The 24,688-nt window shown below is 65.3% G+C and carries 19 protein-coding genes; 5 read left to right on the top strand and 14 right to left on the bottom strand.

Annotated elements, in window-relative coordinates:
- Window position 1: 1 nt before the first annotated feature.
- Window positions 2-2,323, top strand: a complete 2,322-nt coding sequence (locus ACW172_RS14615; RefSeq protein ID WP_492032165.1) for an AAA family ATPase — start codon at window positions 2-4, stop codon at window positions 2,321-2,323.
- Window positions 2,324-2,325: 2 nt separating this feature from the next.
- Window positions 2,326-3,384 carry an HNH endonuclease family protein gene (locus ACW172_RS14610; protein ID WP_492032164.1) on the top strand — a complete coding sequence of 353 codons (1,059 nt, stop codon included), beginning with the start codon at window positions 2,326-2,328 and terminating at the stop codon, window positions 3,382-3,384.
- 9 nt (window positions 3,385-3,393) lie between these two features.
- On the opposite strand, the gene ACW172_RS14605 is transcribed toward ACW172_RS14610, so the two are convergent.
- Window positions 3,394-4,362, bottom strand: coding sequence for a relaxase/mobilization nuclease domain-containing protein (locus tag ACW172_RS14605; RefSeq protein WP_492032163.1), 969 nt, complete (start codon window positions 4,360-4,362; stop codon window positions 3,394-3,396).
- The gene (gene mobC / locus ACW172_RS14600; protein WP_492032162.1) at window positions 4,359-4,877 is read right to left on the bottom strand and encodes a plasmid mobilization relaxosome protein MobC; all 519 of its coding nucleotides are present in this window, start codon (window positions 4,875-4,877) and stop codon (window positions 4,359-4,361) included. The genes ACW172_RS14605 and mobC overlap by 4 nt, the downstream gene beginning before the upstream one ends.
- A 249-nt stretch (window positions 4,878-5,126) precedes the next feature.
- Here mobC and ACW172_RS14595 point away from each other — a divergent pair, with 249 nt between their 5' ends.
- Entirely contained in the window at window positions 5,127-6,269 is a 1,143-nt protein-coding gene (locus ACW172_RS14595) for a hypothetical protein (RefSeq protein ID WP_492032161.1), read from the top strand.
- Between the two features lie 39 nt (window positions 6,270-6,308).
- On the opposite strand, the gene ACW172_RS14590 is transcribed toward ACW172_RS14595, so the two are convergent.
- The 8 genes from ACW172_RS14590 to ACW172_RS14555 form a co-directional block, all read right to left on the bottom strand.
- Window positions 6,309-6,605 (bottom strand): DUF736 domain-containing protein, encoded by a 297-nt coding sequence (locus tag ACW172_RS14590; protein WP_017505563.1) that lies wholly within the window; start codon window positions 6,603-6,605, stop codon window positions 6,309-6,311.
- Window positions 6,606-7,647: 1,042 nt separating this feature from the next.
- Entirely contained in the window at window positions 7,648-9,000 is a 1,353-nt protein-coding gene (locus ACW172_RS14585) for an AlbA family DNA-binding domain-containing protein (RefSeq protein ID WP_492032160.1), read from the bottom strand.
- Window positions 9,001-9,041: 41 nt separating this feature from the next.
- Window positions 9,042-9,908 carry a hypothetical protein gene (locus tag ACW172_RS14580; protein WP_492032159.1) on the bottom strand — a complete coding sequence of 289 codons (867 nt, stop codon included), beginning with the start codon at window positions 9,906-9,908 and terminating at the stop codon, window positions 9,042-9,044.
- Window positions 9,901-11,007 (bottom strand): hypothetical protein, encoded by a 1,107-nt coding sequence (locus ACW172_RS14575; RefSeq protein ID WP_492032158.1) that lies wholly within the window; start codon window positions 11,005-11,007, stop codon window positions 9,901-9,903. The genes ACW172_RS14580 and ACW172_RS14575 overlap by 8 nt, the downstream gene beginning before the upstream one ends.
- A complete protein-coding gene (locus tag ACW172_RS14570) occupies window positions 10,991-11,911 on the bottom strand; it encodes a nucleotidyltransferase domain-containing protein (protein ID WP_492032157.1) in 921 nt (306 codons plus the stop codon). Before ACW172_RS14570 ends, ACW172_RS14575 begins: the two co-directional genes overlap by 17 nt.
- A 106-nt stretch (window positions 11,912-12,017) precedes the next feature.
- Window positions 12,018-12,596, bottom strand: a complete 579-nt coding sequence (locus tag ACW172_RS14565; protein WP_492032156.1) for a hypothetical protein — start codon at window positions 12,594-12,596, stop codon at window positions 12,018-12,020.
- Window positions 12,593-13,462 carry a DUF5677 domain-containing protein gene (locus ACW172_RS14560; protein WP_492032155.1) on the bottom strand — a complete coding sequence of 290 codons (870 nt, stop codon included), beginning with the start codon at window positions 13,460-13,462 and terminating at the stop codon, window positions 12,593-12,595. Before ACW172_RS14560 ends, ACW172_RS14565 begins: the two co-directional genes overlap by 4 nt.
- Window positions 13,452-14,876 (bottom strand): hypothetical protein, encoded by a 1,425-nt coding sequence (locus ACW172_RS14555; RefSeq protein ID WP_492032154.1) that lies wholly within the window; start codon window positions 14,874-14,876, stop codon window positions 13,452-13,454. The genes ACW172_RS14560 and ACW172_RS14555 overlap by 11 nt, the downstream gene beginning before the upstream one ends.
- 96 nt (window positions 14,877-14,972) lie before the next feature.
- Between ACW172_RS14555 and ACW172_RS14550 the strand changes: the two genes are divergently transcribed.
- Window positions 14,973-15,611 (top strand): hypothetical protein, encoded by a 639-nt coding sequence (locus ACW172_RS14550; RefSeq protein WP_492032153.1) that lies wholly within the window; start codon window positions 14,973-14,975, stop codon window positions 15,609-15,611.
- A gap of 42 nt (window positions 15,612-15,653) precedes the next feature.
- On the opposite strand, the gene ACW172_RS14545 is transcribed toward ACW172_RS14550, so the two are convergent.
- From ACW172_RS14545 to ACW172_RS14530, 4 genes are all read right to left on the bottom strand, one after another.
- Window positions 15,654-16,598: a hypothetical protein gene (locus tag ACW172_RS14545; protein ID WP_492032152.1), complete on the bottom strand. Its 945-nt coding sequence runs from the start codon at window positions 16,596-16,598 to the stop codon at window positions 15,654-15,656.
- A 231-nt stretch (window positions 16,599-16,829) separates the two neighbouring features.
- Complete coding sequence (locus ACW172_RS14540) at window positions 16,830-18,815, bottom strand: ParB/RepB/Spo0J family partition protein (RefSeq protein ID WP_492032151.1); 1,986 nt, start codon at window positions 18,813-18,815, stop codon at window positions 16,830-16,832.
- Window positions 18,816-19,050: 235 nt separating this feature from the next.
- Window positions 19,051-20,352 (bottom strand): hypothetical protein, encoded by a 1,302-nt coding sequence (locus tag ACW172_RS14535; protein WP_492032150.1) that lies wholly within the window; start codon window positions 20,350-20,352, stop codon window positions 19,051-19,053.
- Window positions 20,353-20,431: 79 nt separating this feature from the next.
- Complete coding sequence (locus tag ACW172_RS14530; RefSeq protein WP_492032149.1) at window positions 20,432-20,722, bottom strand: hypothetical protein; 291 nt, start codon at window positions 20,720-20,722, stop codon at window positions 20,432-20,434.
- Between the two features lie 194 nt (window positions 20,723-20,916).
- Between ACW172_RS14530 and ACW172_RS14525 the strand changes: the two genes are divergently transcribed.
- A complete protein-coding gene (locus ACW172_RS14525) occupies window positions 20,917-24,675 on the top strand; it encodes a hypothetical protein (RefSeq protein WP_492032148.1) in 3,759 nt (1,252 codons plus the stop codon).
- The last annotated feature ends 13 nt before the right edge of the window (window positions 24,676-24,688 follow it).

Raw genomic sequence — 24,688 nt, 5'->3', positions numbered from 1 at the left:
CATGCTTGAAGTCGACCGCGACAGCCACCCCGCGCCGGCCTGCCTCTCGGATACGCGAGCCGATGCCGGACGCGAGGCCCTGTCCCGAATCTTCTCGATGGACCCGGGGTTCGCGGCCCAGACCAGTTTCAGCATGGCGTCGAGCCTGGTCCAGGACCGGCAACTTCAGACGGCGTTGGAGAGCCTGTTTCACGGGCGATGCGCGTTCTGCGAAAGCGAGACGCCCACGCGGGCGTACCGGTTCCGTCCCAGCGAGGAAGCCGGACCGGCCTCGCAAACGCCTCGCAGGGATGCGGATCGGGCTCACCTCTATTATGCGTGGCTGGCCAACGCCTGGGACAATATCTACCCGGTTTGCAGCGGCTGCCTTCCCAAGGAGCCGTCGATCTTTCCGGTCTTTGGTCTGAGACGCCGCCTGCCGGACGACGAGGAAATCCGGCTGAACATCGACAATTCGAGCGGCAACTGGATCTCGAACCGCACCGACAATGCGGTCTTCCTCGACCCCTGCGAAGGCAAGGATTTCCGCAAACATCTGGCCGCCCTGCCCGGCGGCGCACTGCTCGGCCTCGGCGAGCGCGGTCGGGCAACCATCGCCCATTTCAATCTCGATCGCCCTGAGCTTCAGGCGCGACGCGCCTATGCGTTCGACACCTACCGCCATCGCCTGTTCGAGCGCGGCAAGGAGGAGACCGAGTCCTCGATCTTCGATTTCCGGAATCTGGAATTCGGCGGCGCCTGGTTTCTCCTGCTCTATCAGTTGGCGCGCAAACTGGGTGGCGGCGGCGGCGTCCGGCCAGCCCTGTCGATCAACCGCATCGATCGCTATTACGCCGACCGACTGGCTGACGACGACTTCGCTGATCTGTTCGAGGAGGCGTGGTTCGACTTGCTGGAGCGGCCCGACCAACTGCTGACCAGCGCCGGTCCGGCCGCGCCGCCGAACCGGGGCGACATCCGCCCCCGGTCGTTCGAGATCGAGAATTTCAAGGCGCTCGAGCGCGTCCATCTCGACCTCCCCCCACCAGCGCAGATCTCGAGCGCGACCGGCGAGGAGTCAGGTTCGGTCCTCGTGATCCTCGGTGAAAACGCCGCTGGAAAAAGCTCCCTGCTCGAAGCGATGGCGCTCGCTCTCGTCGACCAGCCGACGCGCGACGATCTTTCCCAGGACGCACGCTCGTTCATGCTCTCGCCCGGCCTGATGGGCGCGACCGACAGCCGCCGGCCTCGACGAGGGCACGTTGCGGTCCGGTACGAGAACGGATGGACCGCCGCAATGGGCGTGCGACCGGGGTTCCCGACGCTGGACGGGGCCGATATGCCTCGCCTCCCCGTCTTCGCCTACGGCGCCTTCCGTCTCTATCTCGCCAGCGACAAGCGGGTTCGCCGGTCGTCGCCGATCCGGTCGCTGTTCGAGCCGGGCTACGTCCTGCCAAACCCCGAACAGTGGCTGGCCGCTCTCTACGCCGACGAAAGCAAGCGCGAGCAGTTCAACGATGTCGCCCGGCGGCTGAAGATCATTTTTGGCCTCGAACAGCCGGGAGAAGTTCTGGTCGTTGAATACGGCAAATGCTTCCTGCGCGTGGCCGTCGACCGACCCGGCCTTCCGCCGCTTGAGCAGCTCACCCCGCTCAGTCTCGTCTCGTCTGGCTTCCGATCGGTCCTCGCGATGGCCTGCGACATCATGCGAGGCCTCATCGCGATCCAGGACCGCTACAGCGCAACCCTCGCCAACAGCCGCGCAGTCGTCCTCATCGACGAGATCGAGGCCCACTTACACCCGCGCTGGAAGATGCGGATCGTTCAGGCGCTCCGGGAGGCGCTGCCCAACGTCACCTTCATCGTCACCACCCACGACCCCCTGTGCTTGCGGGGTCTCCACGCGCGCGAGGTGATGGTGTTTCGCCGCGTCCAACGCGATGTCCCCGGTGAACTGCCGGTCGTGGTCGAACAACTGGAGGAGCTGCCTGAGATGGGGGCGCTCAGCATCGAGCAAATCCTCACCTCGGACCTCTTCCAGCTCTTTTCGACCGACGGGCCAGCGATCGAGACGCGTTTCGCCCAGGCGGCCGATCTGCTGGGGGCGGAACGATCAGGCCTCCCCTTGTCCGACGAAGACCAGAGAACCCTGCAACAGGTTCGCGCGGATATCGCCCATCAGATCCAGGCTGGCATGCCTGTGGGCTCCACCGAAATCGAGCGTCTGATCCAGGAGGCGGTCGAGGACTATCTGACGCGGCGCCGGCGCGAACGCGCGGGCGCCCTGGGCAAACTGCGGCGCGAGACCCGCGACAAGATCGCCAACATCCTCGAGGGGCTCTAGTCGTGCGCCGCGTCGACCGAACGGCGGAGACGGCGCCGGCCAGTCTGACCGGGCCGAACCGCGCCGGTCCCAGCGAACTGGTGCGCGCCCGGAACGAATACAACAGCCCCACGCCCCCGGCGAGTTTCACCTTCACCGCCTACAAGGGGGATGACGTCCGCCAGGCGATGGAGCGGCTCTTCCATGGGAAATGCGCCTACTGCGAAAGCCGCTACGACATCACCGGTCCTGTCGATATCGAGCACTTCCGACCGAAAGGCGAGGTGGAGGGCGTCGTGGGACACCGGGGCTACTGGTGGTTGGCCGGGGATTGGGAGAACCTTCTCCCCAGCTGCATCGACTGCAATCGCCGCCGCTATCAGGCGACCCCGACCCACCTGGTCAGTGTGAGCGCTGTGCTCGACGCCGTGCTTCGCACCGGCTTCTCTCCGCTCCAGACCGGCAAACAATCCAGCTTTCCGCTCGCACCCGGCGGCGTGCGGATGACGACCGAGCCGGACCCGGCCGTTCGGACGGCGAGCCTTGCCGCCGAAGACGCCCTGCTGCTCGACCCCTGCAGCGACGATCCCGAACAACACCTTCGCCACCTGATCGATCGGGAGTCTCCCTTGGGCCTGGTCTATCCGGCAGGTGGCGACGGCGCCCTTCCAGCTTTGGCCTTCGGCGCGGCGCAGCACGCCCCGGCGATCGAGCGCGCCGCGCGGGCCGCAGGGCTCAGCGCGAAGGGATCGGTGTCGATCCAGGTTTACGGCCTCAACCGCCTGGGTCTTGTGCAGGAGCGGACCCGCCTTCTGCGACGTCTTGAGGTCCTCGGCGAACTGGTCGTGAAACTCTTCGGCCTGGGCGCCGAGCTCCGCGACATCGCCGACGCCGAAGCCCAACCCGTCACCCGACAACGGCTCTTGAATCTTGCGGAGCGTTCGGAAGCCATGGCGCATCGGGGACTGGCCGAGATCCGCGACGCCGCCTCGCCTCAATCCCCCTTCTGCAGCCTCGCCAAGGCCTGGATCTCGGACTTCCGCCATGAACTCTCTCCAACCGTCACCGCCCTGACGCCTTAAAGCGATCCGTCACCGGCCTTTCTCCCGCCCTCCATCACCGGTAGGCGTCTTGTCTCGCTCGGATCCCCGGCCAGAAATGAACTGCCGGACCGCGATGCCGAGAGCGCGGTCGACCTTGCGTTCCGAACGCTGAAGACGGTCCGCTTCCTCCGCCAGAGCGCGTTGAATCAGAAGCCAGCGCGCCCTGCGCCGGCGCGCCCAGGGCGCTTCAGGGTCGGTCGCGTCCGCTTGCGACCGCTCATCAGGCCGACGCGCCCGCTCCTCGCTGTTTCGTCCCAAGCGCTCATCGGCCTTCAGCCGGTCGAGGCGCTCGGTCGACCGGGTCACGCCGCGGGCGCGCCTCGGCGTGGCCTCCGCCTCGATCCCGCGGTCGCGCAGCGCCTGGGCGAAGGTCTGGCGCCAGACCTCCAGATCCGCCTTGCGTGGATTGAGCCTCTGGCCATCGTCGCCCAAGGCCCGAACCGCGAGATGGACATGCGGATGACGCCCCTCGTCATGGAGGGTGAAGACATAGGGAAATCTCGTACCGAACGCCTTCTCGGCGAAGGCGCGTGCGGCGTCCTCGACCACATGGGGAGCCACCCCGGCCGGCATGCTCAGGACGATGGAGCGAGACAGCGGCGCATCGCACCGTCCGGGCGGCGCCAACGAGGCCTCCAGTGTCCATTCGGTCGCCAAGGCCTTCACGCTCTCACGGCTCAACAGACGCTCACCCTCGGCGGTCTCCAAAGGAAGCCGTCCGTTTCGCGTCAGGTAGCTGAGATGGCTCAGCAGATGCGCCCCGTCCTTGGTCCGCCCGGTCACCTTCACCATCACCTCCGGCGCACGGCGCACGACCCGCGCCAGCTGGGCGTAGGCGGCGCGGTCGCCGGCCGCCCCGGAAGGCCGCAGAACGGCCCGCGTGATCCGCGCCTTGCGGGGACGAACCGGCGGACGCAGCGCATCCTCGAAACCGAGCGGCTGACGGAAGTCGTTCACGACGCATCCCAGTAGTCGAGGTTGGCCCTGAGGGCCTGATCGATGGCGCCTGAGTGTCCCCGGATTTCGTCCGCGAAAGCGGCGAGTTGAACGAGCTCGACGCGTAGAACGACGCCCTCCAGCACGGCGGTGTTCAGGGCCCTGGCGATCTGGTTGATGTTGACGCCGATCCGGCGGAGCTCACGGCGCGTCTCGATCAGGGCCTGGGCTTCGGCCGGCGCCGGCTGAGGGCGATCATGCAGGCGGCGACGGATCAGGGCGGTCGCCCACTGGGTTCGGGACAGGCCGCAACGGTCGGCCTCAGCCTCAAGGGCTGCGAGGTCGCCTGCCCTGAGCCTGAGCGTCAATTTGGCCGCAGCGCCGACGGGCGCGGCCGCCGGGCCTTCCGGGACGGATGCGTCCGACGCCCCCTCGATGAGCCTGCGCAGCAGACGCGACCGGCCGCCCTCTCGGCCTGCGGTGGCGTCGAAGCGGCGGGCCAGGTCGGTGGGAAGGCGAACAGTGAAGCGGTCCATCGAGGAATGTGTTTGTCTGACAATGCCGGCGCAAAGCCTATCCTGCCCTAGACCGTCACCCCCTTCGCCCCGCAGGCCTACGGGGCTCCCAGCCCTCCCCTCGGCGACCGAAGGCGGTCGCTCGCCCGCCGCCCTGAAGGGCGCCCCAGCCGAACGGGTGCTTCGCTTCAAGCCGGGAACACGTTGTCCAGCGCGACCTTCGAGAAAGGTCTAGGCTGAAGCGTACACCGAAGGCGGAACAGAATGGACGTGAGCGACGAACAGAGGACGATCGACGTCAACCAGATGCGGGATGTCGCGATCCGCGCCCACCGCCTGACCAAGGCCGACGTGATCTACACCCTGTACTATGACGAGACCCAGAACGTGCGTCGGCTGCACGTCACGTCGGACGGGCTCAACGTCCGCGAGCCTCAGTGCTTCGTTTTGGGAGGGATCGCACATACGGGCGTACCGCGGGATCTCGGCTTCGAGGCAGTGCGCCCGGGGCTGAGACTGCAACCGACCGCCAAGGAGATGAAGTTCGCCCAGATCGCGACCGGCGACTTCCTTTCGGTCCTGCGATCTCAGCGGTTGGCCACGTTGCTCGAGTGGCTGCTCGGCGAAGGTCTGTTCATCCACTACCAGGCGACGGACCCGCTCTACTGGTCGACCGTCGACATGATCGATTCCATTCTGAGCGAGCATGGAGACCCGCGCCTCTACGGGATCGGACCACCGCTGAAGAGCGACCTCCATCTGATCCTGCGCGCTGATCTCGACGATCTCGTCAACCTCTTCCAGCGCTACACCTACCCCGATGTCGGGCGAGAACGGCGTCGCGCCTTCCTTAAGGAGCTGGCTGAGCGCCTCCTCGCCCGGCGCGCGCTGTTGCCGGCCTTCAATGCCCGGATGCTGAAGGACGTGCTCGATATCGGCACGAGGCTGGACGCGCTGCCGTTCCTTGAAGACGCGGAGCCGCACGTCCTCATCAACGACTTCGCGGCCTTCTATCTGAACCGGATCTACATGCTGAAGAATGCGTCGCACATTCTCGACACGGAGCGCCTGATTATGGACAGGCTGGATGCAATGCCGCTCGTGGACGGCGGCCGGCCCTTCCGGAATTTTCGCTTCATCGAAAACTCCGAGGACGAGATCGGCGTCCAGATTTCCGATGTGGTCGTCGGCCTGTTCGGGAAGTTCTTCGCCTGGGCCGTCGCCACGGAACGGACCAACGTCGCCCAGGCTCGCGCGAGCTTGTCGCCGATCCAGGAACGCAATCGCGCGGCCATGTCCGCGCTCCTCGATCGCTCGATCGAGGAAAATGAAATGTTCGCCCAGAACGCCTTCAGTTTGGAGGACCAGCACAAGGCCGGCATCTTCCTCGACGCTAACGGCCGCCCGACCTGAGGAAGAGGCGGCGGCGCCGGAAAGCGCCGCCGCGACTGTTCAGCGGGACCAGATCAGGCTGTGTCCGCCCTCCACCTCGACCAGCGAGGCGTAGATCGGCGCGGGGAAGCTGGGGTCGTCGAGCTTGACCGACAGATACTCGCGGTTCTGCTGGCTCGTCTTCTTCCAGGCCGCGCCGAACTCGGTCTGACCGGAGAAGATGCGGAAGTCGGGAGCCTTGTCGTCGGACTTTTCGTTAGCCCGTAGTTGGGCCGTCTTGACGTTGAGGGTCAGGGTCTTGATCGACCCGCTGTAGCTGCCGTCCGCTTGCTGGGTGAAGGTGCCGATGGTGGCCATTGAAGTCTCTCCTTGCTGATGTCGGGCCACGCCTGCCGCAGCCTCGATGGCGATCGATGGACCGGAGACCGGACGGCCCGCAGGGCGAGCGCGGCGAGCCCCCGCAGCGCAGCGGAGGACCGCGAGAGCGACTTTCTTGCCTCGCGAGGAAGGCCGTCAGGCCGGGGAAGAAAGTCGCGCGAGCGGTTGCGGAAGCCGGGCGGGCTTCGGTCAGATCAGGCCATTGAGAGGCCGCGCGAGGCTGGCCCGTTGCCGGAGAGACGAAGGGTCACTGCCGCCTGAACCAAGCGGGCCAGTCGCGTCGGTCGTAGGGATCGTGTCGCCAATGTCGACGCAGTCGCTCCGCCACGAACGGCTCGCCCACGCCCCAACGCTCCAATGTCGTCTGCACCTGACCCCGTTCGATCAGTTCAAGCCGAGACGCGGGACGCTTGCAGGCCGCGCACCGGAACCGGCCCGCCAGCCACAGCTCTCCGATCGCGATCGCGCGCGGAATGACGGGGAGGACAGACCCTTCGATCGACTGGAACCGGCTGCAGGGTTCGCATGTGATCCGCAGCACCAGATTCCGACGTCGGGCGGACTGCACCGTCACGAGCCTTGGCGGTGCTTCTGGTCCGACTGGCCTGTGCATCCTAGAACCAAAGCCTGAGAGCGGCGGGCGAAATCGGCCCCTCCGGCTGATCGCCATTGTCCGTGTAGGACACCTGCGCCACGCGATGTCCGCAGCGGCATCTGAACCGATACGAAGGCCCGACCGCCGGCCAATAGCGCCGCGCGCCAAACACCGGGCCCGGATCCATTAGCATCGCATGGTCACAGATCGGGCTGTCGCAGCGCACGATCAGCCGGCGCCCAACTTCCGGAACAATGTCTTCACGTGACGGCCGCTGCACACCCTGCTCTTTCACGGTCCGCTCTGATCCAGCCAACCGACCCGGTCGTGCGTCTAGGCCAATCTTGCCTATTGCAACAAGGAGAACGTTCTCTTTATGTTCTCGAAGGTGTGGACATGCCCCAGCCGTGAGCTATCTCGCACTGCTTAGCGGTTACGCTTCCAAGCTGCGCTCTGTCCAAGGAACCATTCAGGCGTCACGACATTGCCAATCCCAAAGGCCCGAGCCACTGGTCCAGCAAGTTCCGCCGCCACCTCGTGCCACGCTGACTCCAGCATGCCGATGGTCGCGGTGGCCCGCGATTTCCTGACATCGTCCGCCGCCGGGTGTCCTACGAAAATCCAAGGATGATAGAAGTCGTGCAGTTGGCGGTTCTGCAGACCTCTCCATTCGCATCGGAAGTGCACCTGGCTAGCCACTCCAAACTCGCGCGACAGGAGCGCCGCGTGGCGAACGAGTTCGGCGACGTTCATCGCCATCTGGTTCGGACTGAACACCTGCCCGGCGGGGATGTCTTTCCACCAATGTGTGTCTTCGATGAAGCCCCGCTGGATGCTTGCCAAGCCCGTCGCGGACACTCGCCAGAGATCGGTCATACCGACCTTACTGTCTGTTTCGAGCAGGTTCATTTCGAGGAATTCGAGTTCCCCATCATCTAGACGAGCATCGGTTTTGGATCGTGGCGCAATAGGTCCGTCGAAGACATGAAACATCCCCCACCCGGTGCGGACCTGCGTATCCAGCTCGAGGCCAACACGCCGCAGAATGCCGGAGAGTTCGGATATCTTGGGAAGGTCGCCTGAGGTTTCGATCGCATAGGAAAGGCGGAAGTGAGAGGTCCCGGCCTTAAGACCGGGGTGATAGTCTTCGACACCCTTTGAGTAAGCGACCGCGACAGCATCGTCCCACTGGCGGAGTACCGCCTCCAGAGCCGGCGTCTGGTCGCCGCCCCTTAAGGCCGTCTCGATTGCTCCGAGCAAATTTGATCGTTCGGCGAGCGCGCAACGGCGGATCAGGGGTGTCCATTCTTGCGGCGTCAGTACGGGCGCACTCTCCGGTCCCGGCTTCCGGATGTAGTAGACGCCTCGCGAAATCCCCTGAACCTTCCCATTGTCCTGAGGGCCGTCAGCGCAGCAGCAGACCGGCGTCGGACCGTGTGGCGGCACCACGATGACGGCATAGGTTCGCCCGTGAGCGTCGGCGAGTTCTCGAACGTCGCATTGAAAGACCGGCTCAAGATATTGCTTCACCACGCGGGCGATGTCGTCGCGAGAGGGCAACTGCGGACGAGGTTCTTGCGGCTTCAGATCGTCGGTGAAGCCGATGATGATGTAGCCGCCGCCGTGGTTCGCCAGCGCGGCCAAATGCCGTGCAAATTTCGCCCGTCCAAGGGGTGCATCCAGATTCCCCTGCGCCTTGTACTCCGCGCCGAGGGTTTCATTCGGATCGTCTATTAAAGACTGAAGCGCGTCGGGGCGGCTGGGATCGGAAGGAGGCATTCTTAGCTTTGTCCTTCAGGGAGAAGCCGACCTATCACGGCTCAGACTTTCACGGAGTCGTAGAAGCTCTCCGCATCGACTTCGAATTCTTCCAGGAACACTTGCCTCTGCTCTTCCGAGCTAAGCACCCGCTGGCGCTGCCGGAGGACTTCGGCGTTGTGATAGCGGACGAGCCATTGGAACTTTCGCCAAGTCCGGCGATCCGACTTTGTCGCCTCCAACCCCTCGCGGATTAGTTCAGCGTGTCGCTGGAGAAAGCCAAGGTAGATCTCGGGCCCGTCAAACTCATCGATCTGGGAGAGATAGTCGATGTAGTGAGTTCCATCGTCGCCAACGGCCAGTAATCCGCTGATCGTAGCCTTCTCCTCAGCGTAGGAGTTGCCGGCCATACGCAGGCGTGGATCAGTCTTGTGCGCTTCGAGGACGGCATCATCGACGACGATCCGAGGAAAGACGGCCTCGTTGGTTTCAATCTCATAGGCCCTCGCGAGCGCCGGCCCGAAAACAGGTCCCTGCCCTTTAAGTCCCACATAGGTAGGCCCGACGGTGAGGCCCCCGCGTACGAGAACGCCGAGATTTATCAGCTCGATCTGGGCGTGAATGATGTCGAGCAGTTCCCAGACAAGGGCGCCGTCGCGCTGCTGGGTATCGTACGGTCGAACGCGAACGATCGCGTCGGACATGGCGAAGGCGAAGGCGCGACTCGTCAATCGTGCTGATTTGATCGATTCAATGCTGCCGCCGTCGTCCACGGACAGGCGGAAATAGTTCATCTGGTCGAGCACCTTCATGACCTCGGCGGCGGTCCGGCGCTTAAGGAGATCACGAAACCCGAGGACGTCTGTGAAGCTGACGATGCAATCCTCGTACTCGACGGGAGTCGCCGAGGTCTGCGGAGCCTTAGCCATCCCAATCGTCCTCAAAGTCCGGTGTCAGGGCCAATAGGCCGGTCTCGATCTGTCGCCAAACCAGGCGAAGATCTTTCAGATCATCTGGCGTGAACATCCGGGCGTGATGGGATGCGGCCCGCAGTTGGCCAGCCTGTTTGAGCAGGTCGAACACCGCAGTCGGATCATCGAAGCCGGCTTCGAATATCGCCTGGAAATGCTCGGGGTGGCTCATAATACGGGCGTAGTGGACGTAGTCCGCGTGGTCGAAGACTTCCCCACCCCGCTTTCTCCATTTGCCCAAGAGATCCTTGCAATCGCAAAGCGGCAGCCGGGCTGCGGCCCAGTCCTCGCCGTAGGTTTCCGCCATGACGGCGTCGAGGATCTCGCGCAGCGTCAGTTCATATCTATGCACCATGGATTTGGCGCGTTTGACGTGGTGCGCTTCCGCGTTCGCCTGGAGCCTCGCTTTCAGGCGACGGCGCTTGTCCGCTCGCGTGAGCAGACGAGGTCGCGGCCAATGCGGCAGCCGTAGACCCGCTGCGTCCAGAAACGATCGATAGCCGGCCAGACCGGCGAACTCGGGCATGTCGGTAACGGAAAAGACGCCGACGGCTTCCCGGACGCCCCGGGTCAGTCGGTCGGACTCAGCGAACATGTCGGCGATGGCCGACGCCCTGGCGAATGCCTCGATCTGAGGCCGTTCGGAAAACGCCGAGGAGGCGCTGCCGAGGCCCACGTTTGACGCTCTGAGGATGCGGTCGACAAAGCTGTCCGTGGGCGTTCGAAACCGCTCCAGAACGTCCGGCAGTGCATAGCCGGCCGCCAGCTGGGCGATATGTTCGGCCCGGTCGATGAAGGCCGGGGCGAACGCGGCGCGGAAGAGACGATCCGCTTCTGTCTGCGCCCGCAAGAGCGTGCTGAGCCTGTCGTCGCGCTGCTGGAATGGTCCGAGCCCGGCTGCGGCCAGCGCAAGCGGATGCTCGTGCGCGACCAAGCCGGCAGCGGCTCTCATCACGGCGGATTCGCGGTGGAGTCTCTCGAAGGGTTCGGCGGCGCGGCGAGCGGCTTCAAAGGTGGCGGAGAGCGGCGAGTTGAACAGATCACGCGGAAGGGTCATCGCCCGCCTCGTCGCGCAGCTGCTTCAGCCGGTCCTCGCAGACCGTCCTGGTCAGCCCCCGCAAAACTTCGACATGTTCGGTCAGCCAGACCAGTTCCTCGGCGCTGATCTTGTAATGCTTGGAATAGCGCGCCTTCACATATGCTTCGCGGAGCAACTCGAAGCAGCGACGCTCGAACTTGGTTTCGCGCGGCCAAGCGTCGGACAGGCGCGCGTCAATCGCCTCGGCCTTCTTGCGGAGGAAGGCGAGGTTATGGGCCTTGCCGCTGTAAAGCGTCACAACCAGAAGAATGCAGTGATAGAGGTGCTCTACGGACTGATGAAGGTTGAAGGCCGCCAGTTTTGGATTGGCACCTTCACCGCTGAAGAACTTGGCACCGAGCGCGAAGCCCGCCGAACTCTCCATCCAGTCCGCATAGAACTCCTCGGCTTCAGCGAGCGCGGCCTTGGCTTCTAGCTGCGCCGGCTTGTGCAGCTTCGTGCCCGGCGTGTCGTACAACACGACACCGTCGCGAAGGATGTCGGCGAAGAAGTAGCGGCCGCGATCAAGCTGGTCGTTCACGTCGTCGAGGCTGTGAACGATAATGCTGACGGGTGTCCGAATCTCGCCTTCACCCGGCATCGTGCGGTTCTCGGCGTCGTGCCAGAACTCGCCGTCTGTGAGATCGTCGTGATCGACAACGACCAGCAGATCGAAGTCTGAGAAGTACCGTCCGACGGGGTCATGGACCCAATCGCCACGCGCATACGATCCATACAAGATGATCTTGAGGATCTTGCCGTTCTTCAGACGCGCCGCCCGACGCGTCGAGATCGCTTCATCGAACGCGCCCCGGATCACGTCCACGACGTGACGCAGCTCCGCCTGCTTCCGCAGTGGCAAATGATCGAGACTCTTCTTCATCGTCCGGAGTCTCTCTGATGGTGGCGCGGACGGCAAGCCAATTGCCCCACCTCAAGTTCAACGGAACGCCTTTGGGTTGAGACGGCCGCCACCCGTGGCACGTGGCCTAGGAGGTCTCGCGGTGAGCCGCCCGCGCCGCTTCCAGTTCGCGGCGACTGATCTCATCAATCTGGCTTTGATGCGTTTCGGGGTCGATCCCAAGCCGAGGCAGGATCGGCGCCACGGCGGCCTGCACCGCCTCGTCCGTGCGCGTGAACAGATCGTGGTCTCGATCGAGTTCTTCGATCATGGCCAAACGCCCGGCGCTGTGGGCGAACGCGACCGCGTTCTCCCGGAAGAACTCATGCGCAATGGCGTTGCGACGGCGCAGGGACTCCGTCAGCAGGGCGTCGAGCGATGGATCGACCCTATGGACGCTTTTGAAGCGGTCGATCAACGTCCCGAGCGTCAGCAGATGATGCTTGTCCATATAGGCGTCGAACATCGCCTCCCATTCGGCCTTGCTCGGTGCCTTGCGCTCGCGTCGCGCGCGGCCGTGGACCTGGGACATGAGCTCAACGTGCATGAGCGCGATGGCCAGGCCCGTCTCCACGCAGCTCGCCGCATAGGCCGCCCGTCCATAGTAGGCGAACACTTCCCGCACCTGAAATTCAGCGTCGGGATCGTCTTCCATATCGTCGGTCATGCAGTCGTCTCGGATTGTGGTTCCGCGCCACCGCCAACGCCAGCCAAGACAAGGTGCTCTTCCAGCAACTGCTGGACCTTCCCCGCGCCTTCGGCGTGAGGCCATGTCGCATTGAAGGCTGCCAGGCAGGCAAGCAGGGCGTGGCTACCCAAGGTCAACGTCCGCTTAATGCCATCCCCATCAGGTCCGGTGATGTGGCCCGACCAAGTCCCATCGGGGTTCATTTCCAAATGCCTCGACAAGGAGTGCAAGGACGGATGCGCCGATCCAGACGACAGCATCTTGTAGAAGGCGTAGAAATCGTCGGATTGCCCTTCGGCCGCCAGCGCCTCGATGCCAAGTTTGCGGCGACCGCGTAGCGTCTGTTCAACCTCCGCCACACGCTCCATCAGGCGCGCCTTGAGAATTGGATCAGGGGCGTCGGTGCGATCGAGCTGGCCGAGCACCGCTCGGTCACGGCCACGCTGGCTGTGGAGCTCGTCGGTTCGGAGCGCCTCGACTGCGGCTGCGGGCGCAGTGTGAAGATAGCCGAGCCACAGGCTGTTCTCGTAAAGGCCGCGGATCAGGGTGTCCGCCTCCACTGTCATCCCGCGCTCGGCGAGGAGCACGACGGCTTGAAAGCCTGACAGGCTGCGAATGAGGAAACGCGTCGCGACGCAAATCGGATCGTGGGTGCTGCGATCGACGCAGGCGACCTCGGCGGCGTTCATGATGCGCTGACCCACGCCGTTAGCGCGCATGGAGAAGTCGAACCAAGACCGATTCATCTCACGCAGGCTCGGGATCACCCGTGCGATCGCGTCAGACAGGAAGCCGTCGCTTCGAATAGAGATTATTGCGGGGTGGGTGTCCAGTTCAGAGTTCATCGGCATCGGGTCCTCCCTGGTCGTCAGCGACCTCCGCGGGAAGGAGGTCTTCAAGACGCGGCATCGGCTGGTCAGCGTCCTGGATCAGGGTCTGGGACCAAAGGATGGAATAGGGGTAATGTGAGCGGCACATCATCTCCCCACCCTCGTCAAACCAATGTGTCGCCTCCGGTAAGAGGTCAAAGGGGACCGGATGCCGGGCGAACGGGTTGTGGAACACTTCAAGCTCAGCCGTCCACGGCTCATAGCCTTGAGGCCACAAGGACCGGTACTCCTCGCTGGCGACGTCCAGACAGAAGGGAATCCCCTCTACGGCGCCGGGCGTGCGGTCGAAAAATCGACCGATGCGGACGTAGCGCAGGCCTTCCGGCGGGCCGGCCGCCGACGTCATCACGCGATTCAATTTTCCCGTCGAACAAGCGTTCGAAAAAATGACTGCGGACAGTTCTGCATGCCGATCGTCGGCGAACAGCCCAGCGGGAAAGGCGGAGGATCCGAGGAGGTGCGAGGCCGAGACCGGTCGGGCGACAGATGCGCCGTCGATCTCCGCGACCTCAGCGCCTTGGCCATACAAGTAACCGATGAGACCTTCGCGGCTCCAGGTCATCGACGCTGGAGCCTGAAAGTCAGCCAGAGCGATGATGAATGGTTTCCCCGAGACGTAGGGCAGCGTGTGGTAGTTTCGCACCAGCTTGTTGCCGAGCGTCTTGGCGAACCGCACAGCCGCTGGCCCGAAGAATAATTCTTCGCGTCCCTGTGGCGGGTGACTACGAGGCGCGTTTACATGGTCGTACGGAAGGGCCGGGTTCGCGGTCACGGCCTCGACCCACGCCTCGTCGCCCAGCCGGTTCTCGATATGGAAATCCGGCGACTCGTGCGGCTGAGTCACCAGCAACCCCTGCTCCCGGAACGAGGCGAGCAGTTGGGCTTCCCACAGACGCGTGTGAAAATTGGTGGTTTGGCAATCGCTGGCCCAGTTCCGGTCGGGGTTCGGTAGCGACAGGTAAAGCTGATTCAAAATCCAGCCCGCCCGTCGATGAGTCCGAGCTCGCAACAGGTTGAACGCGCTACCAGGACTGCGCCCCTGCAGGTCGTGCAGCGCGGGCCGTGGAGCAGTATTGGCGGGAAGTGGTTCAGGGGCCTCGCCCTCGCGCAACAAGAGCGCGATCCGAGATTTCGCTTCCTTAAGCGAAGCGAGGCCATCCTGTTGCGCGGTCACCACCCAAACGTGATCAACACGCCTTCGCATGACGATCAGCCCGAACAATCCACTGTGGTCGTCGCGTGTGGCGATGCCACAAACCATCCCCTCGGCGTCCTGCCAAGCGCCGACTGGCGGGCGATCGCCAAAGCCGTGGCCCCACGGAAGGCTCAAGGCGTAGACGTCGAACAAGCTTTGCGGAAGCTCTTTCATCCGATCCATCTAGGAAGCGCGGGCGTAGGTGTCGCAGATTATCTTGGTGCAGAAAGAATCCGTGGAGCACGACTGCCGACTGCTGAAGGGATGAGAATGGACGTTGAGACCTCGCACTGGCTGCCTGATATCGACATCGCTGTCGCCGGTGAGCCCGGCGCCTTCCTGAACCAGATGGCCGACATCGGCCGGGCGTCAGGTCGTTTCGATGTTGATCACCGCCATGATGCCCTCGGCACGATCGGGTTCGACGCCGTGAACTTTCGGTTTCGGGAAGAGGGCGTCCATCGTGAGTTGGGCTTCCAGCTCCTCGCGCACCCTGACACACCCGGCCGGGTCGCCGTCGAGGTCCGCGCACAGCGCTGGGACCCGGATCCGCCGACCCACGCCGTCTACTGCGGGGCCGCGCGAAGTCTGGCCGGGTCACTGCTCACCATCCTGAACCGCAGCAACGCCTCGCAGTATCGCCTGCGGATCGAGCGGCAGGGAACCAGGCGGTTCAAGGTCTCCCCACACAGCAGAACGCTAATCGACCGGTTTGCCCTGCTCGCGAACTCGTCGTCGCTCCATCCGCTCGATTGGCGGCGGTTCTACGCGCTGGTCAGGGAGGGACGTCAGGAAATCCCGGAAGCGCGGCTTCGGGCATTGCTGGTTGAAAGCGGCTTCTCAAAGACTGCGGCCCAAGAGCTGGCCGAGCTCTACGGCCATCTGTGGGCGTTCAAGCGTTTTCGCTAGCGGGCCTTCGATGGGATCGCAGACATCATTGCCAACCCCAGCTCAGTGCCGGATCCGTGCCAAGGGTAGGCCGGTCAGGACGCGGTTACGGGCCTGCAATCGCTCTATCCGCTCGACGTTGAAATGCACGATCGGTGAGGATTCGACCACTCTGGTGCCGTGCAGTCGGACGACCTGATGCGAATAGCCTTCATCCGTCCCGAGCGCCGCTATGGCGTCGCGATTAGCCAGGCTCCAGTGGGCCTGCCGTTCTGCGACCAGAAGACGGGCGGCGATGAGGACTTCTGACAAGGCAGCGACGTAGTGCCGGATGAGCGGACCCATTTCGATGCGACCCTTGTCGTCCGCCACATCGTCCAGAAGCCTGTTTAGCTGCTGCTGGGCCGCTTTGGGCGCCCGGCGGTCGGGTTTGATCAGGTCTCGTCGGACTGTCGCCACGAGCGTGCGCTCGATCACTATCGCTGCGCCCTCTTCCAAGCGGCGCCCGCCGAGCGATATCCCGCTGACGCTCGAACCCTCGTGTTGAGCGTAGTTACGGATCGCCTCGACGACGGCGAGCGCCGGCAGTCGGTTGCGGATATCGGCGTACTCCGCCTTGAAGCGCTCGCCGAGCTCACGCCCACCGCGGCGTGTCATGCGCAATCTGGTCTGTTCGAGGAAACTGAACGACGTACTGAGCAGGTTGTCGAGAAGCCGGCCAATGGTCCGGCGCGCATGATCGATCTGTTCGAGGTCGGTGGCCGGATGAACAAGTTCAGTCGCGAGTTGAGCCGTTACGCCCCGTTCGTAGTCGATGAAATTTCCAAGGTTCGCCTCGTAGGCCTCCTCGATGTCCAGGATGTCGCCGAGGCCCTCGTCAGACTCCCTCACGGCCTCAAACAGGTCACGAGGTATCAACGCCCGACAACGCCGCCCCATTTGGTCGCGTCGACTCGCCGCGAACGTCTCTTCAGGCTCGCCATTCGGCGATGGCATCTGGTCGGTCATGGTCGAGACACCAACGACCACACCATTGCGGCCACCCCGATCAGAACAGGAATGAGAATGCAGCCGAGTCCGGCGCGCGCGGAATCGTTGCCGACCTTCCAGTCATCCGGCCAATCCTTACGCGCCATCCTAGCCTCCCTCCCGTGAGTGTCATGACGAACCTGGCGACAGGCAAGAGAAAGCCGCGCGCCCCCAAAGGGCGCGCGGCGAGTTTTCGAAGCAACGGAGCGGCTATTCGGCGGCAAACGAATAGGCGTCGTCAGCGCCTTTCTCATCCGGCTCCGCCGCGTCCGACACCGTCCGCAACGGAACGGGCAACCACCCCTTCCCCTCGACCAGCCGTTCGGCCGCCTCGGCCATGTCCGTCTTCCTGAACCCGGCGATCCGGCCCGCCTCTTCCGGATTGACGGCCTCAGTCACCGCCTCCAGCACCCGCGCCTTCGACACGCGCGAGAAATACGACGACGCCGTGGCCGACCACGTCCCGGCCATGTCGAGGCCGACCGCCGTCGCCAGCGTCTCGGCCTGAGCCAAGGCGCCGGGCCGCCGGTCGTGCGGATCGCGCACGGCGTAGAGACCGACCCCGGCGCAACAGGCCATCAGGTCCAGTTGGTCCGACGGCACCAGCGCGGCCACCATGCCCCAGAGGTCTTCCGGAAGTTCGGGCAGACGCGCGCCCCACGCCTCGCACCGGTCGCGGACCCGCCGACCGGCAGGACCGTCATCGACCCCCGGCGCCAGCCGTTCCAGCCCGGTCGTCGTCAGCCGGAGTTGTAGTGGCGTCCAGACGCCGTAGCCCGGATAGAAGGCCTGTAAAACGAGGGCGTGGACCACCGTCGCCAGCGCCGCAGTCACATCGCCCTGCACCGCGTCGCGCAGACCCATGGTCTTGTGGGCCGTAAGGTCGATCAGCAGACGGTCCGACAGGGCCGAGAGCGTCTCGTCCTCGGACGCGTCCGCACCGGACTCCGGCTGGCTGTCCGCGCTGCCGTGCGCCGCCTCGTCCTCCTGCCACGGCGACGGCGGCTCGGCGGGCACGTCCTCGGCCCGGACCAGCCCGCGCTCGAAGCGGGCGAGCCCGTCGTGACCCAGCATCACCATGACCCCCGACCGCGCCTTGGCCTCGGGCAGATAGGCGAAGTCCGGGCCGAAGGCTTGCAAGGCCTTGTCGATCTCCTCCATCCGCGCGTCCGCCTCCACCGACAGACCGTCCCCGCCCGCCTCTGAAACGACGCGGTCGTACTCCTCGGAGAGGGTCGCGATCTCGGACGCGTCCGCTTGCGACCGCTCGACGGCGACCGGATAGACCCGTCCGAACGCCGCCACATCGGGATAGTCCAGGCTGGGTTCGGCCCACTTCCATCCCTCGCGCTGGCGCGCCTCGTCCGCCAGCCCGGCCAGCTTCTCGCCGACCAGCCGACCCAGCAGGCCGACATCTTCCAGCCAGCCGCCGCCGTCCTCGGTGAACAGGTCGCGCAGCACCGGCCCGCCCGCCGCCTCATAGGCCTCCACGCCGACGAAGCGGACACGCCGGTCGCCGACGCTCACCTTGGCCTCGGTCATCGCACGGCGGATGGCATAGGCCGGGGTATGGGGACCGACTTGCTCCAGCACCTGCCGCTGCCGCTCCTGATCCTCGCTGACGCAGAAGGCCGTCAGCTGGTCGAGCGCCAGCGTCCCCGACCGATAGGCGGCCATAAGCTCGGGAGCCGCCGAACCCAGTCGCAACCGCTGGCGAACCACATGGGCCGACACCCCGAACCGGGCGCCGATTTCCTCGGGGCCGTAGCCCCTCTCCGAGGCGAGCCGCTGGAAGGCCTCGAACTGGTCAGCGGGATGCATGGCCTCGCGGGTCATGTTCTCGTCGAGACTGATCTCATGGGCGTCGTTCTCGACGTCCACGATGACCCGGACCGGATGGGTTCGCTTGATCGCCTTGCGCCTGGCGAGCAGCCGCAGCCCCTGACGACGCCCCTCCCCGATGGTGACGAGGTAGTTTCCCGTGGGTTCCCCCTCCCCGTTTCGCTCGATCTCGACCACAGGCGGCTGCAACACCCCCTTGGCCTTGATAGAGGCTGCGAAGGCCTCGATGGTCGCGGGGTTGTGCGGAGTCTTCCTCGCGTTCTTCGGCGAGGCCTTGAGCCGGTTCAGCGGCACGATGATCTCCGCGCCGTGCTGCGGCGCGGTCGCGACGGTTTCGATGGATTGAGCAGTCATGTCTGCCTCCTTTGGGCATGGGTTGCAGGCACGCGAACTGCGCGCCTGAAACCCTGCCCGTCGGCGAGACCGGGGTAGCAAGGGCCAGGGCGGACCGGTCGGAGGGGGATCGCCCGGCCTGCACAAGCCTGTTCCTGATGACTGCCGTCAGGCCATCGCGGGCGCGGAAGGCCGGGGAAACCGGCCGGTCCGGCGGCGAAGCCGCTTCACCCTGGCCCGCGCGGGGGCGGAGCCCCTAGCGCTTCGGATTGCTGTGTCGGCGATCGAGGAAGCCCCATGCGAGATAGTCGCGCCAGCGTGGGCTTTCGCCGATGCGGGCCTGCTTCTGTTCGAGTTGCCACCGGGTGATTTCGATGGCCCGCCTGAGCTGAACGAGGCGCGCGCCGTCGCCTTCGTCCACCATTGTGACGTCGAGGGCGGCAAAGGCCTCCCACCAGTCATCGTTCCGCCTCCACTTCAGGAGGGATCTCGGATGCCGCTCGCCGGCGATCAAAGCCGCGAACACGTCAGGGGAGACATGCTGTCCCAGAAGGATGGCCCGGCCGGCCCAGGGTCCCTTGTCCAGACGTCGCATCAGGGCGCACAGATCGAGCATCTGGTTGCGCCCGCTGGCGCCGACGCATTCGCTGCAGGGAAAGTCCGTCGTCCAGACGAACCAGCGAAGGTCATCGCGCTCGAGGATGATGGTGACCTCGGCGTCCTCGTTGTCCTTGCGGACGAACCAGACAGTCTCGGGCTCCATGGCGACCAGGAGATCATGGAGCGCGCTCACCTCGGTGTAGCGGGTCGGATCGTCGCGTCGGAACGGGGCGTGCTTGCCTTCGATCAGCCAGGCCTCACACAGCCCCATGCCGTCAGCCAGGGTCCGCAACTCCGACAGCGGGGCCTGAACGTCTCCCGATGCGATCCGCTCCAGCCGCCCCCAGTCGTCCAGCCCCAGGTGGGAGGCGATCGACTGCAGGGTCAGGCGTTCCGTCTCGTCCCGCCCCTCGTTCATCAGCTCGAGCGCGTGCAGAAGGCGCGCGCCGATCTCGCGCGCGACCGGCGATCCGCCGGCGCGGGCTGACCTGTCGATGAAGCGAGCCAGCTTGTAACGGTCGATCAGATCGTCATGGTCTTCAAGCTTGCCCGAAATCCAGTCCCAGCCATGGATCTGGACCTCGAAGTCCGGCTCGCTCAGTTCGCCCGCCAGGGCCTTGTTCGGCGCATGGTTCGGCGCGGTGGTCAGGATCATGTAGCGGTCCGGCCTGATCTCCCCTGCCTTCACTTCCTGCACGAGCGCGCGGATGGTGGCCTCGTCAAGCGAACCCCTGCCTTCGAGCACCTTGCACTGGGCGCGAACCCGGACGCCCGATCCCCGGTCCACGGCCCAGAGATCCACTCCGCCCTGCGCCTGACCGGTCCGGCCATGCAGATCGCTGTGGATGTCGTTGAACAGACGGCCGAGCAGGTCGCGGCACAGCGCTTCGAAAGCTTGCCAATGTTCGGGCCGGTTGAGGTGCACGACGAACGCGTCCAGACGCCCGCAACCGGGCATGGGCCGTCACAATACCCATTCATCCGCGTGCGGCCATGGCCGCCGCGGTGGGGGCGACTGTCGTGCGGTCGGGGCCGGCCTATTCCGCCGCGACGGCCATCGGTGTGAGATCGCGATAGGGCTCGCCCCGGTCGCCTGCCTCTGCCCTCGACAGCACCGCCGTTTCCAACCCGGACGACACATAGATCTTGATGTCGCGATACCGGAGACCGTCCTGAAGAGAGGCGCAGCGCGCCCGGACTTCCGAGATGTGGCTCACCCAGTGGGAACTCTCCACGGTGATCAGACCGGGCGAACTCTCAGTGTCGCCCTGCGCCCTGGAGGACGCCTGCATGCGGTCGAGGGTCTCGTCGAGTTCATCACGGGTCATCTCGCCCGAATAGCCTGAGTCGCTTTCGAGCGGCGTCGCAGTAGCCCTCCGCCCCGCTCAGCCCGCTCCAAGAAAACGGAGGATAACACCGATCGCCGTGTCGATCAGGACCGGCGACACATCCTAGGATCGCGCGGCGTCGATTCGATCGCTCTGGTCGTACGATGGCGCAGGAAGTTCAGCGACGCTCCGCCATGTGGATTCTCGACCCTACCGCCCAGGATGTTCAGGCCCTCGACGACGGCCAGCTGGTGGAGCTGGTGCTCCGCCTGTGCCGGCGCGAGGCGGAAACCCTCGGCTTGCCGACAACGGCCGTCATGCGCGGCGGCAAGGATTCCGAAACCGACGGCGGCATCGACGTGCGAGTCGCTGGATCGAGCCTGTCGGCCAACGAGCTGATCCGGCTGCCGGCGGGGATCCAGGTAAAAGCCCGCCTGATGCCGCCGCCGAAAATTCTCGCGGAGATGTGGCCTCATGGCGAATTGCGGCCATCGATCCAGGCCCTGCTGGAGGCGGGCGGGATCTACGTCATCGCCTCCGGCAAGGAGAACCTCGCTGATCGCCGACGCGGCCTGCTTCTGGCCGCGATGCGCGATCTGGTGGCGCCGGAGCACCGGGATCAGGTCGCGATCTACGACAGCCAGCAGCTGGCGGGGTGGTGTGGCAAGCATCCGGGAGTGGCGGCCTGGTTGAGAGAGCAGGTCGGACGGCCTCTGGAAGGCTGGAGCGCCTGGGGATCCTGGTCGGCCCCGGATCAGCCTGCGGACTTGCCGTATCTGCTCGATGAGGAGGCCAGGGTCTGTCGGCCGATCGTCGAGCCCGATCGCGCCTACGCCGTGCCGACCGGACTGGCGCTGATCCGCGACGCCCTGGCAACCCCCCGGTCCGTCGTTCGGCTGACGGGACTGTCCGGAATGGGAAAGACCCGCTTCGCCCAGGCCCTGTTCGATCCCCGGGTGGGAACGGGCGCACTGGACGCGTCCCTCGCCGTCTACGGCGACGCCGGTTACGAGAAGGCAGTGTCCCCCGGCCAGCTCGCAAGGTCCCTGGTCGAGGACCGCGTGGAGGCGGTCCTGGTCGTGGACAACTGTCCAGCGTCACGGCACAGCGAACTCACCGCTATCGCTCGAACCGCCGGAAGCCGTCTGCGCCTGCTGACGATCGATTTCGATGTGGGCGACGACCAGCCTGAGCACACTGACGTCTTTCGTCTTCAGAATGCCGGCGAGGATTTGATCGACAGCCTGCTGCGGCAGAGAGCGCCGCAACTGACCCAGGGCGATCGCCATCGCATCGTCGAGTTCTCCGGGGGAAATACCCGGATCGCGTTGGCCATCGCGCTTGCCCCCCGGGGGCGCAAGGGCATTGCGCACCTCCGCAATGACGAGCTGCTGGACCGGCTGTTCCTGAAGGGGCGACGCGATCCTGACGTCGAGCTGAGGCGTGTGGCCCGGGCGGCCTCGCTCGTCTACGCCTTCTCCGTCTCGGGCGCCGAGGCCGAGGAAGCCCAGGTGCTGGCCAGCCTCGCCGGCGTCTCCGAACTGGTCTTCCACGAGAAGATGGCGGACCTTCTCGAGCGCGGTCTGGCCCAGAAGCGGGGCGACCAGCGCGCGATCTTGCCGCCGGCGATCGCGGCCTGGCTGGCCGCTGAGGCGCTCACAAAACTGCCGGACGCCTACCTCACAACCGTGTTCGAGACCCGTTTCCCGGCGCGCCTGCAAGTCTCGTTCGCGCGACGTCTCGGATTGCTGGAAGGCACGGCCGAAGCGGCCGCGCTCGCACGGCGACTGCTGTCGCCCGGCGGCAGGTTCTCCGACCCGAGAGATGAAAATGGAAGCGAGATGAAGGCGGTCCGCTTTCTGGCCCCGCTCGCCCCGGATCTCGCTCTCGACATCGCCGAACGGTCGGTTGCCCGGGGGCGGACACTCGAGCCCTGGCGCCCCATGCGCCGCGAGATGCGCCAGCTGCTGGTCGCTCTCGCGTACGAGTCGGCGCAATTCGATCGTGCGGTGGAACTGCTGGCGACACTCGCCGAGGATGAAACCGACGATCAGCGGAATTTCGAGACCATGCGCGAAAAGATCGTGCCGATGTTCCACGTCCAGCGATCCGGCACCCATGCGACCCCGGCCCAGAGGTTCGCCGCCATCGACCGCTGGCTCGCGTCCTCGATCGAGAGCCGACGTTCGCTCGGTTTGAAGGCGCTCAACGCGGCTCTTGAGACACGGTTCGTTGGCGCCGACCCCCACCTGGACTATGGCGCGGCGAGGCGCGATTCCGGCTGGTATCCGGGGACACCGGAAGCCCTTCGAGACTGGTATCGCGAGGCCCTGGCCCGCGCGCATGCCCTGCTGGAGACGGAGAGCACCGCCGAGGCCGGCCGGCTGGCGATCGTCGAACATTATCCCTCGCTCGCAGCCTATCCCGTCGTCGTACCCGACGCCGTGGCGGCCATGCGCGCCGCCTCCGGTGGTGCGTTCTGGCCGAAGGGCTGGTTTGCGGCCTGCGATGCGATCTGGCGTCTGCGCAAGACGAAGCGCACACGCGCCGTGATCGCGCTGGAGCGCGAGATGCGTCCGGCGTCCCTTGCCGATGAGATGGAGGTCTGGCTGAGGCTCGACTGGTACGATTGGCGCAATCCCGAGCATGCCGATCAGGCTCGCGACGACACACCGGAGGCGCGACGCCGTGCGCGAACGGCCTGCCTGGCCGCAGCGGGGGACGACGCGCTCATTCGACGTATCCTGGCTGATCCGACGTATCACGGCGGGGTTTTGGGCGACCATCTGGCGGAGGCGTGGGCATCGGATCCCCGGGCCGGTTGGGATCGGCTGAGAGCGCTGATGGGCGGGACGGTGACGGAGCGAGCCAACTGGACGGTGTTCTCGGGCTATCTCTACAGGGTTCGCCAGTCTGCGCCCGAGCTCTCCGATGCGCTTCTGGATGAGGCCGTCAGCGACCAGGTCCTGAAGCCCTTCGTGGTGCAACTCTGCGTCAGCCAGGGCCGAACGGATGACCGCGCTCTGGGCCGTATTCTGGGTTTGTTGCGGGATCCTGAGATCGACGTGGACCGCCGGCGAGGTCTCTGGACCCTCCGGTTCGACGAAGACGTCTCTCCCGACAGGGCCGCTGAACTCGTCGACGCTCTGGTGGCCTGCGGGGAGATCGATCAGGCCGTCTCGGTGCTTTCGCAGCGGGACAAGGATGCCGAGTGGTCGCCCGCGCTCCGCGCCGCGGCCGCCGAAATGGTGGTCACTGCGGACATTGTTCGCGACATCCGGACGAACGCGCAGGGGGAATGGGATCGCCGGCTGGCCAGGATCGCCGAGCGCGCCCTGGTCGGCCCGCAAGCCGAGCCGTTCGCCGCGCGCCTGCTCGAAAGGATCGTCGCGCTCGGCGACGACTATTCCTGGACGAGGCGCAGTCTCCCGGAACGTCTGACCAAGGCCGTGTTCACCACGCAGCCGCGCATGGCGCTGGACGCCTTTCTTCCGGGGCTGCTCGACGAGCGCCGCCACGCGCTGCGATCGGTCGTGAACGAACATGACGACGATGACCGACCGGCGCGCAGTGTGTTCAACCGCGTCCCTGCGGAAATCCTGCGGGCTTGGCTACTGGAAAACCCGGCGGTACGCGGCCGGGTGCTGGCGACCTATGGATCCTATTTCGAGAAGGGTCCGGACAACGCCTTCCAGTGGACGCCGCTGGGGTTGATGCTGCTGGAGGTCGCCGATCCCGAGACGCTGGAGATCGTCGGCGATCGGTTCGACACGGGCATGTCGAGCGGCGGCTGGACGGAGCGCTACCGCCGACGCCGGCCAATGGTCGAAGCGCTGCAGAACCATTCCAATCCGAATGTTCCCCCTTGGGCGGACGGGCTGCTGGCCTACATCGACAGACAGATCGAAGCCCGGCGCGACTGGGACCGGCGACCCGCAGAGCGGTTCGAATGAGGCATTGACGCAA

This window comes from Brevundimonas sp. ALps5 (assembly GCF_058681645.1).
The sequence above is the reverse complement of the archived record's forward strand: the minus strand, read 5'-3'. Positions and strand labels throughout refer to the sequence as shown.

Excerpts from the sequence above, each read along its gene's own strand:
- ACW172_RS14615 (WP_492032165.1), top strand. The coding sequence starts at position 2 with ATGCTTGAAGTCGACCGCGACAGCCACCCCGCGCCGGCCTGCCTCTCG.
- mobC (WP_492032162.1), bottom strand. The coding sequence starts at position 4,877 with ATGGACCGCTTCACTGTTCGCCTTCCCACCGACCTGGCCCGCCGCTTC.
- ACW172_RS14590 (WP_017505563.1), bottom strand. The coding sequence starts at position 6,605 with ATGGCCACCATCGGCACCTTCACCCAGCAAGCGGACGGCAGCTACAGC.
- ACW172_RS14585 (WP_492032160.1), bottom strand. The coding sequence starts at position 9,000 with ATGCCTCCTTCCGATCCCAGCCGCCCCGACGCGCTTCAGTCTTTAATA.
- ACW172_RS14580 (WP_492032159.1), bottom strand. The coding sequence starts at position 9,908 with ATGGCTAAGGCTCCGCAGACCTCGGCGACTCCCGTCGAGTACGAGGAT.
- ACW172_RS14575 (WP_492032158.1), bottom strand. The coding sequence starts at position 11,007 with ATGACCCTTCCGCGTGATCTGTTCAACTCGCCGCTCTCCGCCACCTTT.
- ACW172_RS14570 (WP_492032157.1), bottom strand. The coding sequence starts at position 11,911 with ATGAAGAAGAGTCTCGATCATTTGCCACTGCGGAAGCAGGCGGAGCTG.
- ACW172_RS14565 (WP_492032156.1), bottom strand. The coding sequence starts at position 12,596 with ATGACCGACGATATGGAAGACGATCCCGACGCTGAATTTCAGGTGCGG.
- ACW172_RS14560 (WP_492032155.1), bottom strand. The coding sequence starts at position 13,462 with ATGAACTCTGAACTGGACACCCACCCCGCAATAATCTCTATTCGAAGC.
- ACW172_RS14555 (WP_492032154.1), bottom strand. The coding sequence starts at position 14,876 with ATGAAAGAGCTTCCGCAAAGCTTGTTCGACGTCTACGCCTTGAGCCTT.
- ACW172_RS14550 (WP_492032153.1), top strand. The coding sequence starts at position 14,973 with ATGGACGTTGAGACCTCGCACTGGCTGCCTGATATCGACATCGCTGTC.
- ACW172_RS14545 (WP_492032152.1), bottom strand. The coding sequence starts at position 16,598 with ATGACCGACCAGATGCCATCGCCGAATGGCGAGCCTGAAGAGACGTTC.
- ACW172_RS14540 (WP_492032151.1), bottom strand. The coding sequence starts at position 18,815 with ATGACTGCTCAATCCATCGAAACCGTCGCGACCGCGCCGCAGCACGGC.
- ACW172_RS14535 (WP_492032150.1), bottom strand. The coding sequence starts at position 20,352 with ATGCCCGGTTGCGGGCGTCTGGACGCGTTCGTCGTGCACCTCAACCGG.
- ACW172_RS14530 (WP_492032149.1), bottom strand. The coding sequence starts at position 20,722 with ATGACCCGTGATGAACTCGACGAGACCCTCGACCGCATGCAGGCGTCC.
- ACW172_RS14525 (WP_492032148.1), top strand. The coding sequence starts at position 20,917 with ATGTGGATTCTCGACCCTACCGCCCAGGATGTTCAGGCCCTCGACGAC.